We start from the raw sequence: 13,908 nt of genomic DNA, 5'->3' as shown, positions 1-13,908 counted from the left end.
AATTCCTACGGGCGGGAACATGACGTGCAGCACCCGTCGGGCGAAGGGAGAACCGTGGCGCGTTACGGCAGGGAGCACAAGGAAGAGACCCGGCGGCGCATGGTGAAGAGCGCGGGCCGCAGGCTGAAGAAGGACGGGCTGGACGGCTCGGGTGTGGCAACGCTGATGGCCGACGCCGGGCTGACCAACGGCGCCTTTTACGCACACTTCGAGTCCAAGGACGAGCTGATCGCCGCGACCATCACCGACCAGCTCCAGGAGCAGCGGGTGCTCTTGCGTGGGCTCGTGGACGAGCCGGACGGGTTCATGCGCTTCGTGCACGGCTACCTCTCACCCGGGCATCGTGACGACGCGGAGAACGGGTGTCCGTCCGGAGCCCTGCTCGACGAGGTGGTTCGCAGCTCGCCGGTGATCCGCCGGGCCTACAGCGCCGGCATCCTCGGCGTGGCCGACGACCTGGCCGCGCTGATGGCGCCGGGCGCTCCCGCGGCCGGGCGGCGCAGGGCTCTGGGATGCATCGCGGTCCTCGTGGGGTCGTTGCAGTTGGCCCGCGCGATCGACGACCCGCACGAGTCCGAGGCGGTGCTCGCCGAAGGGGTACGAGCCATCTCCGCCCTGCTGGCGATCCCGCCGGACTGACCTGCTCGAAGCGTCGGATCGCACGTCGGCTGGTGTGTGATCCGATGCCTTCGTGCCTCGATATCCGGTCACTCCGGCGCCGTTCTCGCGGCGGAGCATGAACACGGCGGGCCGACCGGATCACGGTCGAGTGGTCTCCGGTGAGCGGGCCGGGGCAGCGGGCCCGTGGCGGTTACGCTCGCGATGGGCGGAACGGCCGTTTTGCCGGTCTTTGGCCGGCGGCGAAGGAGAGTCGAATGCTTTCACCGGCGCGTGTGGCGGTGACGGTGGTGTCGGCCGCTGCAGCCCTGGTCCTCGTCCCGGGTCCGGCGGTCGCCCGCGACATCGGTGTGCGCGACGTCGCGGCGGCTCCGGCGCCGGGACCGCGCCCCGATCTGAAGGGCAAGCGGGTCCGGTGTGATGGCGGCCCGGCGACGTTCCTGATCGATCCCGAGGGCTATCGGCGTGGTATTCCGACGGCGGCGGTCGGGACGAAGCTGTTCGCCGACATGCAGAAGATCGAGATGAACGGCTGCGACGCGATCTCCCTGGCCGGCTACTTCAGCCAGGACGCGTACCTGGCCCGGCAGCAGAACTCGTTCGACCTGTTCCTGGTCACGAACGGGGTGAAGTACGCGATCGCGAACGCGGCCACGTTCGACGCGTTCCACTTCGACTGGAACAAGGTGATCGCGTTGTCGGCGGCCGAGCTGAAGCCGATCCCGCTCGCCGCGACCTGGCGCCTCTGAGCTCCGCTTCCCGTGACGGGCCCGGTCGGTGCTGTCCGGGCCCGTCGGTCAGTTTGGGGCCGCGTCGAGCAGGATCCGGGCCACCCGGTCGGGGCGCTCCAGTGCGGAGAAGTGGCCGGTGCGAGGCAGGGTGATGCGCTGAACGTCGGTCAGCGCGTGCGCCACCCGGTCACGCTCGGCGGGCCGTGACCAGTCGTTCTCGCTGTAGACGAGGGTGACCGGCGCCGACACGCGCGGATAGCGCTCCCGTGCCCGGTCGAAGCTGTCCAGACTGCGGAGCACGCCGCGCGACACCGTGGAGTAGCCGGTGCGGCGGCCGCTGCGCAGCAGGTCGGTGAGGAAGTCCTCGGGCAGCCTGGTCGTGTCCACGTAGCCGCCGTGCAGGACGGTGCGCAGGACGGACCTCGGTTCGAGGCGGGCGAAGAGCGGGCCCAGGACGGGCATTCGCACGCTGGTCATGATGAGTCGGGCAGTGCGGTTGCCCCGTCCCACCCCGCCCGGGTAGTCGTAGCTGTTGAACGCGACGACCCGGCTGACGCGGTCTTTCAGGTCGATCGACGCCGACAGTGCCAGCGCGCCCCCGAGGGACTCGCCGGCCAGGGTCACCTCGCGCAGGTCCAGTCCGTCGACGAAGTCGACCACGGCGGCCCGCAACTGCGGCTCCTCGTACCGTGCGCCGGGGACGATGTCGGACCATCCCATCCCGGGCAGGTCGACGGCGTGGATCGTGTAGTGGTCCCACAGCAGGGGGATCACGCGCTGGAAGTAGTCGAGCTGGCCGCGGACGGTGTGCATCAGCACGAGGGCGGGGCCGGTGCCCACGGTGTAGTAGCGCAGCCGCGAACCGTCGGGCCTGGTGAGGAAGCGCACGTCACCGCGGCCGTTGCTCCACGTTCTCGTGTAGGCGGCGTCGGGAGACTCGTTGCGGGGCATCGTCGTCCTTCCGATGGTTTGGACCGCGGGGCAGTCGTGGAAACCGATCTGTTTCCGCGACTGTAAACCGATCTGTTTCCACGCCGCAAGGGGAGAAAAACCGATCGGTTTTCGAGGCGCGGTCATCGCGTTAACCTCGTGACATGACCATCGACGAGAAGGCGAGCCCCCGGGAGCGACTGCTGGCGGCGGCGGCCTCGCTCACCTACCGCGACGGCGTCGGTGTCGGCATCGACGCGCTGTGCAGGGCGGCGGGGGTGTCGAAGCGGTCCATGTACCAGTTGTTCGACAGCAAGGACGATCTGCTGGCGGCGAGTCTGGAGCGGGGCTTCGCGGAGTACGTGGCGGCCCTGCTGCCGGCGGCGGACGACGGGCGGTCCCCGCGTGAGCGGATCATGCACGTCTTCGAGCAGGTCGAGGCGCAGGCGTCCACCGCCGAGTTCCGGGGCTGCCGGTATCTGGCGGTGCAGATCGAGCTCAAGGACGAGAGCCACCCCGCGAGCCGGGTCGCTCACCGGATCAAGCAGGAGCTGACCGGCTTCTTCCGCGCCGAGGCGGCCGGGGGCGGGGCCGCCGATCCCGACCTGCTGGCCCGCCAGCTCAGCGTCGTCTTCGACGGTGTCTCCGCCCGCGCCGGGATCCATGCCGACACCCTCGAAGGACTCGTTCGCCCCACAGTGACGGCCCTGCTGGACACGGCGGGCATGTCCTGACAACCGTTCATCCTAGGATGCCGTAGAGGTAGTGCGGCAAGCCGCACATCTACCAAACACAAAGGACGGCTTCGCCGACCGGACAGAAAGTTCGGTAAGGTGTGGCCCGTGACTGCCGGGTCGGCCTTGGGCCATTACCGAGTGGGGCACCCGGCTGACGCGTGATCGCCGGGCGGCCGCCACGGTCGCCTGTTGCCCGCGCTCGATCGCCGCCTGATCGTTCGTCTTCTCCGCGCATGCCGTCGCGTCGTCGCGACGGGGGATTTCTGCTGCCCCGCGTTCCGTACGCGGGTTTCCGGGTGGACTACCGAAAGCTGAGAATGTCGAACGATTTCAATTCCTCTGTCATTGCCGAGTTCCGGGCCAACCAGGGCCGGGTCGGTGGGATGTTCGAGGGTGCCCGGCTGTTGCTGTTGACGACGACCGGGGCCCGCAGTGGGCGGCCGCACACCGTTCCGCTGGGTTATCTGCCTGATCAGGACCGGGTTCTGGTGATCGGGTCGAACGGTGGGTCACGCCGTCATCCGGCGTGGTTGCACAATGTGCTCGCGAACCCGGTCGTCCAGGTCGAGGACGGGCCGTTCGTGTACGAGGCGACGGCCACCGTGTTGTCCGGCAGGGAGCGCGACGACGTGTTCGCGCGGGCGGTCGAGCAGGATTCCGGGTGGGCCGACTATGAGCGGCAGTCCGGGCGCGAGTTGCCGGTGGTGGCGTTGCGGGCGGTTCCGGTGGCGGGGCCGCCGCGTGCGGACGGGGCGCCGTCGTCGCCGGCGGACATCCTGCGGTTGGTGCACGGTGCGTTCCGGCGGGAGCTGGAGTTGATCCGGGGCGAGGTGGTGGCGTCGGGTGCGGTGCTGGGGGCGCAGCTGCGGGTGAACTGCCTGACGTTGTGCGCGAATCTGCACGGTCACCATGTGAAGGAGGATCAGGGCCTGTTCGCGATGCTGGAGTATGCGCATCCGGAGTTGGGGCCGGTGGTCGGGCGGTTGCGGGTCGAGCACGGTGTGGTTGCGGGGCTGCTGGAGCGGTTGCGGGCGGCGCTGGGGGATCCGGGTCTGAGCCGGGCGGTGCTGCTGGCCGAGGTGGATGCGTTGACCGGTGATCTGATCGCGCATCTCGATCATGAGGAAGCGGTTCTGGACGGCGTTCGGTAGGTCGTCCGGGAAGGCCGGCCTCGGGGCCGGCCTTCCCGTGCCGCCGGCTTGCGCCGGCCGTCTCGTGCTGAAGTCAGGGATCTGAGGTATGCCGCGGGGGGCTGCTGGGTCGGTGTGTCAGGGGCGTACGTAGACGGCCTGCGAGCGGGCGGGTCGGAAGCCGTGGGCCTGGTAGAAGGCGGCGGCTGGGGTGTCGCGGCCGGTCAGGAGGTACCAGTGGGTGACGTCGGGTAGTTGCCGGGTCAGGTCGGTGAGCAGGCGGTGGCCGAGTCCTTGGCGCTGGTGGTCGGGGTGGACGCACATCTCCTGGAGGAGGAAGTGGTCGGCGGTGCTGTGGCGTTCGCGGTGGCCGGCGGCGAATCCGGTGACTGTGCCGGAGGCGTCGGTGGTGTGTACGGCGTGGGCGCGGGGTGTGGTGAGGATGTCGTGCAGGCGCTGGGTGGCGTCGTTGGGGTGCCAGGTCTCGTTCCATGGTGGGCGGGTGAAGACGTCGACGTAGAGGCGGGCGTAGGCGTCGAGGTGGTGGAGCACTCGTCAGAGCGTAAGGGTGAGGTGGACGCTGTTGGGGTCGGGGCGGTAGTCGGCGAACGGTTCGCAGGGTTGGAAGCCGAATCGCTGGTAGAGGGTGCGGGCGGGGTGGAAGAAGTCGGCGGTGCCGGTCTCCAGGTAGAGCCGGTGGTAGCCGCGGTTGCGGGCTTCGGTGATGAGGTGGGTGAGGAGGGCGGCGGCGATTCCGCGGCGTTGGGCGCCGGTGGCGGTGCGCATGGATTTGATCTCGGCGCTGGTGGGGTCGAGGTGTTTGAGGGCGCCGCAGCCGACGAGGTGGTCGCCGTCGTGGGCGCTCCAGAGGGTGATGTCGGGGGCGCGGAGGCTGTCGAGGTCGAGGGCGTGTTTGCTTTCGGGTGGGGTGATGGCGCGCATCTGGTCGACGTGTTGCTGGAGGAGGTCGGCGATGGCGGGGCCGGTGAGGTCGTCGACGGTGATGTGCAGGGTCACGGCGGCTGATTGTACGGTCGTGGGGTGCCGGGTCGGATCATGTTGCTCAATGGGGCGTCTAGTTCGGGTAAGAGCAGTGTGGGTCGGGCGTTGTTGCCGTTGCTGTCGGATCCGTGGTTCTTGTTCCCGGTGGACGGGTTGGGGACGATGCGGTCGACGGTGCACACGCGGTGTCTCGACGATGCCGAGATCGGTGAGATGTTGACGCGGACTCGGCGGGGCTATCACCGGGCGGTGGCGGGGTTGGCGTCGGCCGGTAACGACGTGATCATGGATTATCCGTTGAGTGAGGCGTGGCGGCTGGCGGACCTGCTGGAGGTGTTGTGCGGGTTCGATGTGACTCTGGTTGAGGTGCGGTGTTCACCGGCGGAGTTGCAGCGGCGGGAGCGGGCGCGCGGGGATCGGCCGGTGGGGTTGGCGTTGTCGCAGACGCTGGTCTACGCCCATGGTGACCGGGACATCGTGGTGGACACCACCGACGTCGGGGCGGACGTGTGTGCGCGGCTGATCGTCGGCGAGTGGAGCAGGCTGAGCGGGCCGAAGGCTTTCGACCGCTTGCGTCACCGGTGATCGCCGCGTATGCGGGGTGGCGCACGACGGATGCCGCCGTGTGGAGGGAAGTGGACGAGTTCCTGCGTGGGAGTTCCTGATCTCGGGCCGGGTGCCCGGCCCGGTGTGGTGCATCTGCTCGAGCACGTGGCCACGGACCGCAACCGGGCCCGGGAGGAATCCTGGGCGCGGGTCGAGCGCCTGCTCTGCGAGCGGTGCCGGGCCGAGTGGGACTGCCGGGCATCGGGGTCAGGACCGCAGCCCGGATCCTTCTCGAAGTCGGTGACGGCACCGCCTTCGCAACGCCAGGCCGGCCGTCAGGTCGACGACGAGTTCTTGGCCCACATCTGGCCTACTCACCACGAGGACGTGCACTTCTACGGCACCCACTCCGCGGGGCTGCTAGATCAGCCAGGTGATGGCCGGGCGCCTGCGGTGTGGCGGTAGTGGGTGACGGGTCGGGTTGGTCCGCCGCCGGCGAGTGGGGGCCTGCTCGACACGCTGGGCCGTACGCAGGGGTCGTGGGATAGGGTGAGATCAGGTGCGCCGGGAAGTCTGGTCGGCAATTGGTTGGCCCGACCCCTGAAAGCGAGCACCGTCGTGAGTGACAGCCCCCGTACGTCTCTGTTCCGGCGTGGTTCCTGGCCGGAGGCGCGCCGCATCGGGGAGATCTTGCGGCAGGAGACCATCGGCGGGGCGCTGCTGCTGGTTGCGGCGGTGATGGCGCTGGTGTGGGCAAACTCGCCGTGGGCGCCGGCGTACGAGGCTCTTCGCGAATTCAAGATCGGCCCGGCGGCCTGGCACCTCAATCTGAGCCTGGCGACGTGGGCCGCCGACGGCCTGCTGGCGATCTTCTTCTTCGTCGCGGGTTTGGAGCTCAAGCGGGAGTTCGTCGCCGGGGATCTGCGTGACCCGCGGCGGGCCGCGGTCCCGGTGGCCGCCGCGGTGGGCGGTGTGATCGTTCCGGCGCTGATCTACGTTGCGTTCAACCTCGGTACGGGTGACGGCGCGCTGCGTGGCTGGGCGATCCCGACCGCGACCGACATCGCGTTCGCCCTTGCGGTGCTGGCGGTGGTGGGGCGGCATCTGCCGGCGGGGCTACGGACGTTCCTGCTCACCCTTGCGGTGGTCGACGATCTGCTGGCCATCGCCATCATCGCCGTGTTCTACACCGCCCAACTGTCGGTGCTGCCATTGCTGGCGATGCTGATACCGCTGGCGGTGTTCGGCGTGCTGGTGCAGCGGCGAGTCCGGTCGTGGTGGCTGCTGCTGCCGCTGGCCGCCGCGACGTGGGTACTGATGCACGAGTCGGGGGTGCACGCCACCGTCGCCGGAGTGCTGCTGGCGTTCACCGTGCCGGTCGTCCGCAGCGACGCCGCGGGGGCCCGGACGCCGGCCCCGGCCTGGCGGAGCATTTCGAGCACCGGTTCCGGCCGCTGTCGTCCGGGTTCGCCGTGCCGGTGTTCGCACTGCTGTCGGCCGGCGTGACCATCGGCGGGCTCAGCGGTCTCGGCGCGTCGCTGACCGACTCGGTCGCGCTCGGCATCATGGCCGGGCTGGTGATCGGTAAGACCATCGGCATCACCGCGGCGACGTGGCTGGTCGCACGGTTCACCCGCGCCAACCTCGACGAAGGGCTCAGCTGGACCGACGTGATCGGTCTGGCGATGCTCGGCGGGCTCGGCTTCACCGTCTCGCTGCTCATCGGGGAACTGGCGTTCGGCACCGGCAGCGAACGCGACGACCACGTCAAGGTCGCCGTCCTGGCCGGATCGCTGGCCGCCGCACTGCTGGCCACGGGCGTGCTGCGAATCCGTAACCGGGTGTACCGGCGTATCCACGACATCGAGAACGTCGACGCGGACCACGATGGCATCCCCGACGTGTACGAGGCTGACCACGAGATCGGACGGTAGCTGCCCTCGTGCCGACCTCACCAACAGCTTGGACAACGCACGCCGGCGGCGTGTCTGAGGTCTGTCACGGGCAGGACTTCGGCTTGCTGCGGTGATCGCAGCGCGGGGGCTTCCCGCCCCGTGCGGGGTAGGCGTACGGTGAGCGACAGGTGTGCCGGGAAGTCTGGTCGGCGGTCGTTGATCCACGCCCCGACCCGGAAGGCCTCCTGTGATGACCGATCCCGCGCTGCGCGCTGTCGACCTGACGAAAAGCTACGGCCGCCTGACCGCCCTCGACACCCTGAACCTGGACGTCGTCGCGGGCGAGGTGTTCGGGTTCCTCGGCCCCAACGGCGCCGGCAAGTCCACCACCATCCGCCTGCTGCTCGGCCTCGCCCGCCCGAGCGCCGGCCGCGCCGAGGTGTTCGGCGTCGACGCCGCCGACGTGGCCCACGCCCACCGGCACCTGGCCTACGTGCCGGCAGATGTGGCGTTGTGGCCGCAACTGACCGGCGCGGAGATCCTGCACCTGCAAGCCCGCACCGGCCCGGGCACCGACATGGCCTACCGCGACGAGCTCATCGAACGGTTCGCCCTCGACCCGTCGAAACCGGCCCGCACCTACTCCACCGGCAACCGGCAGAAGGTCGCCTTGATCGCCGCGTTCGCCACCCGGGCTCCGCTGCTGGTGCTCGACGAGCCGGCCAGCGGCCTGGACCCGCTGATGGAACACGAGTTCCGCACTGCGGTGCGTCACGCCCGCGACCGCGGGCAGACCGTCTTCCTGAGCTCGCACCAGCTCGCCGAGGTCGAAGCTGTCTGCGACCGGGTCGCCATCCTGCGCGCCGGCCGGCTCGCCGACGTCTCCACGATCAGCGACCTGCGCGGTCTGCACCGGGCCGAAGTGACGATCACCTACACCGGGAGCGCACCCGATCTGGGCGTGATCCCGGGCGTCGAGGCGATCGAGCCGGCCGGAGAACGACGCCTGCGGTTCACGCTGACCGGGGAACCCGCTCCCGCGCTGCGGGCCCTGGCCGACGCCGAGGTCACCGCTCTGAGCATGCGCGAGCCCAGCCTGGAGGAGATCTTCCTCGACTACTACGGGACGGAGACGGCCCGATGAGCATCGGCACCCGACCCGCCCCGGCCGGCCCTGTGACGATGTCGCATCCCGCGCCGGGCCGGGCTGTCATGTGGCTGGCCGTGCGCCAGATCCGGCGCGGCGCCCTCATCGTCGCCGGGCTTGCCGCCGGGATGACCGCGCTGGTCGCCGCCACCTACGCGCAGGTGATGGCTGACCCGGCGGCGGCCGGCGGTCTGCAGGCGCTGGCCGGGAATCCGGCGATTCGGACGCTGTTCGGCGCCCCGATCGGCCTCGACACCGCCGGCGGGTTCACGGTGTGGCGCGTCGGTACCGTCATCGCGGTTCTGCTCGGCGCCTGGGTGATCCTGGCGACCACCCGGATCACCCGCGGAGAGGAGGACGCCGGCCGCTGGGACCTGCTGCTGTCCGGCCGCCTCCCGGCCACAGCTGTCCTGCTGCGCCACCTGGTCCCCGTGAGGGCGGTCGCGGCCGCCACCGCGGCCGCCCTCACGGCTGTTCTGCTGCTGTCGGGCACCGAACCGGCAGGCGCGGTCCTGCACGGCGCAGGCACCGGCCTGCTCGGGGCGTTCTTTGTCGCGGTGGCCGCGCTGGCAGCGCAGGTCTTTCCCGCCCGCTCGGCGGCGACCGGGACGGCTGTGGCGGTGCTGGGCGTCGGCCTACTGGCCCGCATGATCGGTGACGGGGCCACCGCCCTCGGCTGGCTGCACTGGCTGTCGCCGTTCGGGCTGCTGTCGCTGAGCGGACCGTACGTTCACAACCGTGTCCTACCGCGGCTGGTGCTGGCCGCCGCGACCGCGCTCGTCACGGTGCTGACCCTTGCCGCAGCCCGCCGTCGCGACGTTCGCGACGGTCTGATCCCGGCGGCGGGAGGACGGCGTCCGCGGACCCTGCTGTTGGCGGGCATGGCACCGTTCGCAGCACGCCGGGTGCTGCGGCCGCTGACCGGCTGGATGATCGGCGTCGGTGAGTACTATCTGCTGATCGGGCTGACCGCGGTGTCGGTCACCGACTTCCTGCGCGACAATCCTGCGATGGCCGGCGAGGCGTCGCAGGCCGGCTTCGAAGGGCTGGGCAGCATCGCCGGCTTCGCCGCGACGCTGTTCGCGATCCTCGCCATGCCGGTCGGGGGCTTCGTCACCGCCCGGATGACCGCCTTCGTCGCGGCCGAGTCCGACCGGCGGCTGACCCTGCTCGCCAGTCAGCCGATCACCCGGATCCGGCTGATCGGCGCCGAGATCACCGTCACCGCCGCAGCCGCGGTGGTCCTGGTCACCGGCGCCGGCCTGGCGACGTGGCTGGGTGTCACCGCCATCGGTGGTGAGCTGGCCCTGTTCGACGCGCTGCGCGGCACGTGGAACGTGCTGCCGATCGTAGCGCTCAGCCTCGGCGCGGCGGTGTTCGCGGCCGGCTGGGCCCCCCGCTGGACCGGGCCGCTCGGCGGCGTTCCCGCCGTCGGTGGGTTCCTGCTGCTGGTCATCGCCGAGAGCGTCGCGGCACCGGACTGGATACGCGACATCTCCCCGTTCGCTCACCTGGCACCCGTACCACTCGCTCCGGCGAGCATGACGGCCTCATCGGTCGTGCTCGCCATAGCCACGCTCCTGACCGTGCTGGGCGTCGCCGCCTACCGCCGCCGCGATCTGCTTTCCTAGCGGTTGCGTCAGATCCGCAGATCCCAGCAGTGATAGGCGAGCGCGTAGAGACGTGCAGCGGCACACGTCACCGGCCGGCTGCGGCGACCTGCTCCAAGGCGTCGACGGTGACGGTGACGCCGTCGTCCTCGCGGATGCGTACACCGAGCCGTTCTGCCGTCTCGGCCATGCCCGCATCCTCGGCGGCCTGCCTGACCGCGAGGGCGAGAGAACGCACCTGCAGGCTCTTGAGGCCGACTGGTGTGGGCGACGCCGAGGTGCTGCATCCGGCGTCCCTAGAACGGTTGATCGCCGACGAACGGGCAGATCACCTGCGGGCGGCCGGCGCGGGCGGCGGCCGCGGTGGTCCCGGCGCCACTGTGATGCACGATCACCGCGCAACGCGCGAACACCGCCTCATGATCGACCTCCCCGGAAACGAAGGCGTGCCGGTCGGAGGTGAACGGTTGCAGGCCGCCCTAGCCGCCGGCCACGCTGCCGGGCAGCCCAGCACGATCGAGCGCGTCCAGCACGATGCGAGTCATCTCGGCCGGGAACCGGCCGGCCATACTGCCGAACCGGACGAGCGCTGGCGGCACCGGCCCGTCCAGCAACGTCCGCGCATGGTCGCTGAGGCCGTCTCCAGCGGCGGGGGCGGTGGGCTCGGCGAACCAGTAGCCGGTGACCTGGGCAGTGTCCGGCCAGTCGGCCCGGCGGGGCAGAACCGCCGGGCTGATCGCGTGCGGCACCGGTGCGGGACCACCGTTCGGGCGGCGGGTGGGATCGTGCCGGCCGCGCCGGCGGGGCAGGCCCAGCGTCTCCCGCCACCGGTCGACGGTGCGGCCGAACATCAGTGCAGGCGCCCGCATCCCGGCGTAAGTCGCCCGGTTCAACGCTCGTGGCAGCCGGTCCGGGAAGTCCTGCCCCGGCCACGGGCGCGCGGCCGGCGAGACCGTCGAGCAGATCCAACCCGACCTGGTCATCCCCGACCGGTAGACGCCAAGGCCGCAACCCCAGTGTGGCCAGCATCTACCGCGCGCTCGCAGCGTACGAGAAAGCCCGGGCATACCCGGACGCCGTCGAGCAGGCCCGCGCCGAACACGCGCAACGCGCGGACGACCTTCCGGCGATCGTCCGCCCACGGCCCGCCCGAGTGCTCGACCCGACCGACCCCGAGCTGGCCGCCCGGATTCAGGGCCGCCCCCTTAACCGGCTCGAGTAGCCGCGTGGGTCTCCGGTCCCGCATCCCACATGCCGGAACGACGAGAAACCGGGGAGAGGCCGTCCAGCGGCCCACCTCTTTAGGCGATCGATCCAGGTCCTGACCTAGATCAACTGCTTAGCGTCGTTTTTGGTCTGGAAACTACGGGCGGGCCTGTGGGGGCGTGGGCCGCTGCGGTTCGGGTGAATCGGTGAGCGAGGGCGGCGAAGGCCTCGGTCAGTTCGTCGGGGCCGACGACCTCGATGTCGGCGTCGTAGCGGGCGATGGTGGCAGCGAGGCTGGGCCAGGACCAGGATCCGAGGGTGAGCCGGCAGCGGTCGGGGGTGACGTGTTCGACGAGGCCGTCGCGGGTGTAGAGGGCCACGGTCGTGGCCGGGAGGTCGAGCAGTACCGTGCCCTGGCACGGCCAGTTCCCGGAGGCGTCGCCGGATCCGCGGAAGACGCCGGTGACGTACGCGGCGACGTCTGCGCCGGGCAGCGCACGGGGAGTGAAGTGTGGCCCGTTGGGGGTGCGCAGGATCATCCGGTCGACGCGGAAGGTACGCCAGTCGTCGCGGTCGAGGTCCCACGCGATGAGGTACCACCGCCCGTCCCGGGTGATCACGTGATGTGGTTCGGTGCGGCGCGGGGGTTTGGTGCTGTCGTCGCCGTAGTCGAAGCGAAGGATCTCGCGGGCGCGTACGGCGGCGCTGATGGTCAGGAGCACGTTGCCGTCGACCGGTTCGGCCGGGCGGGTGATGGGTCGCTGGACGGCGGTGACGTCGAGTGCGCCGAGGCGGTGACGTAGCCGGGAGGGCATCACCTGCCGGATGGTGTTCAGCGCCCGTTCGGCGTCCTCGGCGAGGCCGCTGTCCGGGGTGGTCGCGGCGATCTGCAGGGCGACGGTGAGAGCAACGGCCTGGTCGTCGTCGAACAGCAGCGGGGGCAGTTCGGTGCCGGCGCTGAGGCGGTAGCCGCCGTCGGGGCCTTTGACCGCGGCGATGGGGTAGCCGAGTTCGCGCAGCCGGTCGACGTCGCGGCGCACGGTACGCAGGCTGATGTCCAGCCGATCGGCCAGTACGGTGCCGGTCCAGTCCCGGCGGGTCTGCAACAGCGACAGCAGGGCCAGCAGTCGCGCGGACGTTTTCGGCATGAACCCGATTCTGCCAGCAGTAGGTGCCACTTCCTGTCACCTACTGCTGGGAGTCTTGACTTCGAGCCGGTCAAGCACGGTGCTTCGGCGACGCCGAGAGCCGCTCATCCCCTTTTCACCTATGGAGTCAACACATGTTCGATGTTCTGGGCGATCTCAACTGGCTCGGGATTGTGGTCGGGTTCATCGCCCTGACCCTGCTCGGCGGCCTGTGGTTCGCGGCGCTGTTCCCCCAGGCGTACAACCGCTCCCTCGGCCGCGACGCGAACGCGAAAGCGCCGTCGACCCCGCTGTTTCTCGCCGGACCGCCGATGACCGGCCTGGTCATCACCTTCACCAGCGCGATCCTGTTCGCCGCGCTGAACGTCGACACCTACGGTGACGCGCTGCTGTTCGGCCTCATCGTCGGCGTCGGCTACCTCGCCGCGAACACCGTCACCATCGCCATCAACCCCAACTTTCCTCGACCGCTGCTCTACGCGGCGATCTCCGGCAGCTACAACATCGTCGGCAGCCTGATCGTCAGCGCCATCCTGCTGGCCATCTGAGACCGCACCGGTAGCGGGCCGGATCCAGCGATCCGGCCGCCCACACCATCGCTGCCCTGCTTGCCTCACATGAGGTTAAAACACCCTATATCGGGCCGATGCTGCCCGAGAACGACCACCAAGGAGTCCCGCATGGCCATCACCACCACCACGCACCTGAACTTCCGCGGCGACGCCCGGGCAGCGCTGGAGTTCTACCAGTCGGTTTTCGGCGGCCACCTGGCCGTCGTCGCCTACAGCGACTTCGGCATGCCCAAGGAACTCCCCGACGCCGACAAGGTCGTGTTCGGTCAGGTCACCGCCGACAACGGATTCGGCATCATGGCCTACGACGTACCCAGCCAGGGCCCCGCCGCTGCGCCGGCGGCCACGACCACCCGTGAGAACGGCATGACCCTGACCGGCGAGCGGTTCTTCGTCTCCGTCCGCGGTGAGACCGCCGAGGAGGTCGGCGCGCTGTGGGACAAGCTCGCCGACGGCGCCGAGATCGTCGAGAAGTTCGGCCCCTCGCAGTGGGCGCCCGGTTTCGGGATGCTCACCGACCGGTTCGGCGTCACCTGGATCCTCGACGTCGCCGTGGCCTCCGCCGGCTGACCCCCACAACCCATACGGTCCGGGGCCGCCGAGCAGGCAGCCCCGGACCGCCCCGACCGCGAAGGA

18 protein-coding genes and 1 pseudogene are annotated in these 13,908 nt (G+C 70.2%); 12 read left to right on the top strand and 7 right to left on the bottom strand.

Annotation, left to right across the window (positions count from 1 at the left end):
- The first annotated feature begins 54 nt into the window (after positions 1 to 54).
- Complete coding sequence (locus ACQPZW_RS23675; RefSeq protein WP_433797113.1) at positions 55 to 639, top strand: TetR/AcrR family transcriptional regulator; 585 nt, start codon at positions 55 to 57, stop codon at positions 637 to 639.
- A gap of 236 nt (positions 640 to 875) precedes the next feature.
- Positions 876 to 1,367: a hypothetical protein gene (locus ACQPZW_RS23670; RefSeq protein WP_433797112.1), complete on the top strand. Its 492-nt coding sequence runs from the start codon at positions 876 to 878 to the stop codon at positions 1,365 to 1,367.
- Positions 1,368 to 1,415: 48 nt separating this feature from the next.
- Here the strand turns inward: ACQPZW_RS23670 and ACQPZW_RS23665 are convergent, their stop codons facing one another.
- Positions 1,416 to 2,300 carry an alpha/beta fold hydrolase gene (locus ACQPZW_RS23665; protein ID WP_433797111.1) on the bottom strand — a complete coding sequence of 295 codons (885 nt, stop codon included), beginning with the start codon at positions 2,298 to 2,300 and terminating at the stop codon, positions 1,416 to 1,418.
- 143 nt (positions 2,301 to 2,443) lie between these two features.
- Between ACQPZW_RS23665 and ACQPZW_RS23660 the strand changes: the two genes are divergently transcribed.
- Positions 2,444 to 3,013, top strand: coding sequence for a TetR/AcrR family transcriptional regulator (locus tag ACQPZW_RS23660; RefSeq protein ID WP_433797110.1), 570 nt, complete (start codon positions 2,444 to 2,446; stop codon positions 3,011 to 3,013).
- 161 nt (positions 3,014 to 3,174) lie between these two features.
- A complete protein-coding gene (locus tag ACQPZW_RS23655) occupies positions 3,175 to 4,167 on the top strand; it encodes a nitroreductase/quinone reductase family protein (RefSeq protein ID WP_433797109.1) in 993 nt (330 codons plus the stop codon).
- A gap of 117 nt (positions 4,168 to 4,284) precedes the next feature.
- On the opposite strand, the gene ACQPZW_RS23650 is transcribed toward ACQPZW_RS23655, so the two are convergent.
- Both ACQPZW_RS23650 and ACQPZW_RS23645 read right to left on the bottom strand, forming a co-directional pair.
- Positions 4,285 to 4,698 (bottom strand): GNAT family N-acetyltransferase, encoded by a 414-nt coding sequence (locus ACQPZW_RS23650; protein ID WP_433797108.1) that lies wholly within the window; start codon positions 4,696 to 4,698, stop codon positions 4,285 to 4,287.
- Between the two features lie 3 nt (positions 4,699 to 4,701).
- Positions 4,702 to 5,163: a GNAT family N-acetyltransferase gene (locus ACQPZW_RS23645; protein WP_433797107.1), complete on the bottom strand. Its 462-nt coding sequence runs from the start codon at positions 5,161 to 5,163 to the stop codon at positions 4,702 to 4,704.
- A gap of 90 nt (positions 5,164 to 5,253) precedes the next feature.
- On the opposite strand from ACQPZW_RS23645, the gene ACQPZW_RS23640 reads away from it, so the two are divergent.
- The 5 genes and pseudogenes from ACQPZW_RS23640 (at position 5,254) to ACQPZW_RS23620 (ending at position 10,367) form a co-directional block, all read left to right on the top strand.
- Positions 5,254 to 5,733 carry a phosphotransferase-like protein gene (locus ACQPZW_RS23640; RefSeq protein ID WP_433797106.1) on the top strand — a complete coding sequence of 160 codons (480 nt, stop codon included), beginning with the start codon at positions 5,254 to 5,256 and terminating at the stop codon, positions 5,731 to 5,733.
- Between the two features lie 66 nt (positions 5,734 to 5,799).
- Positions 5,800 to 6,159: a hypothetical protein gene (locus ACQPZW_RS23635; RefSeq protein WP_433797912.1), complete on the top strand. Its 360-nt coding sequence runs from the start codon at positions 5,800 to 5,802 to the stop codon at positions 6,157 to 6,159.
- A gap of 153 nt (positions 6,160 to 6,312) precedes the next feature.
- Positions 6,313 to 7,628, top strand: a pseudogene (gene nhaA / locus ACQPZW_RS23630) (Na+/H+ antiporter NhaA).
- Between the two features lie 211 nt (positions 7,629 to 7,839).
- Complete coding sequence (locus ACQPZW_RS23625) at positions 7,840 to 8,733, top strand: ABC transporter ATP-binding protein (RefSeq protein ID WP_433797105.1); 894 nt, start codon at positions 7,840 to 7,842, stop codon at positions 8,731 to 8,733.
- A complete protein-coding gene (locus tag ACQPZW_RS23620) occupies positions 8,730 to 10,367 on the top strand; it encodes an ABC transporter permease (RefSeq protein WP_433797104.1) in 1,638 nt (545 codons plus the stop codon). Before ACQPZW_RS23625 ends, ACQPZW_RS23620 begins: the two co-directional genes overlap by 4 nt.
- A gap of 67 nt (positions 10,368 to 10,434) precedes the next feature.
- Here ACQPZW_RS23620 and ACQPZW_RS23615 read toward each other — a convergent pair whose 3' ends face one another.
- From ACQPZW_RS23615 to ACQPZW_RS23605, 3 genes are all read right to left on the bottom strand, one after another.
- A complete protein-coding gene (locus ACQPZW_RS23615; protein WP_433797103.1) occupies positions 10,435 to 10,584 on the bottom strand; it encodes a hypothetical protein in 150 nt (49 codons plus the stop codon).
- Between the two features lie 58 nt (positions 10,585 to 10,642).
- On the bottom strand, positions 10,643 to 10,759 hold the full coding sequence (locus ACQPZW_RS23610; RefSeq protein ID WP_433797102.1) for a nucleotide disphospho-sugar-binding domain-containing protein: 117 nt from the start codon (positions 10,757 to 10,759) through the stop codon (positions 10,643 to 10,645).
- A 66-nt stretch (positions 10,760 to 10,825) separates the two neighbouring features.
- A complete protein-coding gene (locus ACQPZW_RS23605) occupies positions 10,826 to 11,329 on the bottom strand; it encodes a hypothetical protein (protein ID WP_433797101.1) in 504 nt (167 codons plus the stop codon).
- A 35-nt stretch (positions 11,330 to 11,364) separates the two neighbouring features.
- Here ACQPZW_RS23605 and ACQPZW_RS23600 point away from each other — a divergent pair, with 35 nt between their 5' ends.
- Entirely contained in the window at positions 11,365 to 11,568 is a 204-nt protein-coding gene (locus ACQPZW_RS23600; RefSeq protein WP_433797100.1) for a hypothetical protein, read from the top strand.
- A 109-nt stretch (positions 11,569 to 11,677) separates the two neighbouring features.
- Here ACQPZW_RS23600 and ACQPZW_RS23595 read toward each other — a convergent pair whose 3' ends face one another.
- Entirely contained in the window at positions 11,678 to 12,700 is a 1,023-nt protein-coding gene (locus tag ACQPZW_RS23595) for a helix-turn-helix transcriptional regulator (protein ID WP_433797099.1), read from the bottom strand.
- A 134-nt stretch (positions 12,701 to 12,834) separates the two neighbouring features.
- Between ACQPZW_RS23595 and ACQPZW_RS23590 the strand changes: the two genes are divergently transcribed.
- Both ACQPZW_RS23590 and ACQPZW_RS23585 read left to right on the top strand, forming a co-directional pair.
- Complete coding sequence (locus tag ACQPZW_RS23590; protein WP_433797098.1) at positions 12,835 to 13,248, top strand: DUF1761 domain-containing protein; 414 nt, start codon at positions 12,835 to 12,837, stop codon at positions 13,246 to 13,248.
- Between the two features lie 132 nt (positions 13,249 to 13,380).
- Positions 13,381 to 13,842 (top strand): VOC family protein, encoded by a 462-nt coding sequence (locus tag ACQPZW_RS23585; protein WP_433797097.1) that lies wholly within the window; start codon positions 13,381 to 13,383, stop codon positions 13,840 to 13,842.
- Positions 13,843 to 13,908 lie beyond the last annotated feature (66 nt).

Source organism: Actinoplanes sp. CA-252034, from assembly GCF_050956125.1.
Taxonomy (GTDB): domain Bacteria; phylum Actinomycetota; class Actinomycetes; order Mycobacteriales; family Micromonosporaceae; genus Actinoplanes.
Note: the sequence above shows the minus strand (reverse complement) of the source record. Positions and strands in the feature narration are given on the sequence as shown.

Excerpts from the sequence above, each read along its gene's own strand:
- ACQPZW_RS23670 (WP_433797112.1), top strand. The coding sequence starts at position 876 with ATGCTTTCACCGGCGCGTGTGGCGGTGACGGTGGTGTCGGCCGCTGCA.
- ACQPZW_RS23665 (WP_433797111.1), bottom strand. The coding sequence starts at position 2,300 with ATGCCCCGCAACGAGTCTCCCGACGCCGCCTACACGAGAACGTGGAGC.
- ACQPZW_RS23660 (WP_433797110.1), top strand. The coding sequence starts at position 2,444 with ATGACCATCGACGAGAAGGCGAGCCCCCGGGAGCGACTGCTGGCGGCG.
- ACQPZW_RS23625 (WP_433797105.1), top strand. The coding sequence starts at position 7,840 with ATGACCGATCCCGCGCTGCGCGCTGTCGACCTGACGAAAAGCTACGGC.
- ACQPZW_RS23620 (WP_433797104.1), top strand. The coding sequence starts at position 8,730 with ATGAGCATCGGCACCCGACCCGCCCCGGCCGGCCCTGTGACGATGTCG.
- ACQPZW_RS23605 (WP_433797101.1), bottom strand. The coding sequence starts at position 11,329 with ATGACCAGGTCGGGTTGGATCTGCTCGACGGTCTCGCCGGCCGCGCGC.
- ACQPZW_RS23595 (WP_433797099.1), bottom strand. The coding sequence starts at position 12,700 with ATGCCGAAAACGTCCGCGCGACTGCTGGCCCTGCTGTCGCTGTTGCAG.
- ACQPZW_RS23590 (WP_433797098.1), top strand. The coding sequence starts at position 12,835 with ATGTTCGATGTTCTGGGCGATCTCAACTGGCTCGGGATTGTGGTCGGG.
- ACQPZW_RS23585 (WP_433797097.1), top strand. The coding sequence starts at position 13,381 with ATGGCCATCACCACCACCACGCACCTGAACTTCCGCGGCGACGCCCGG.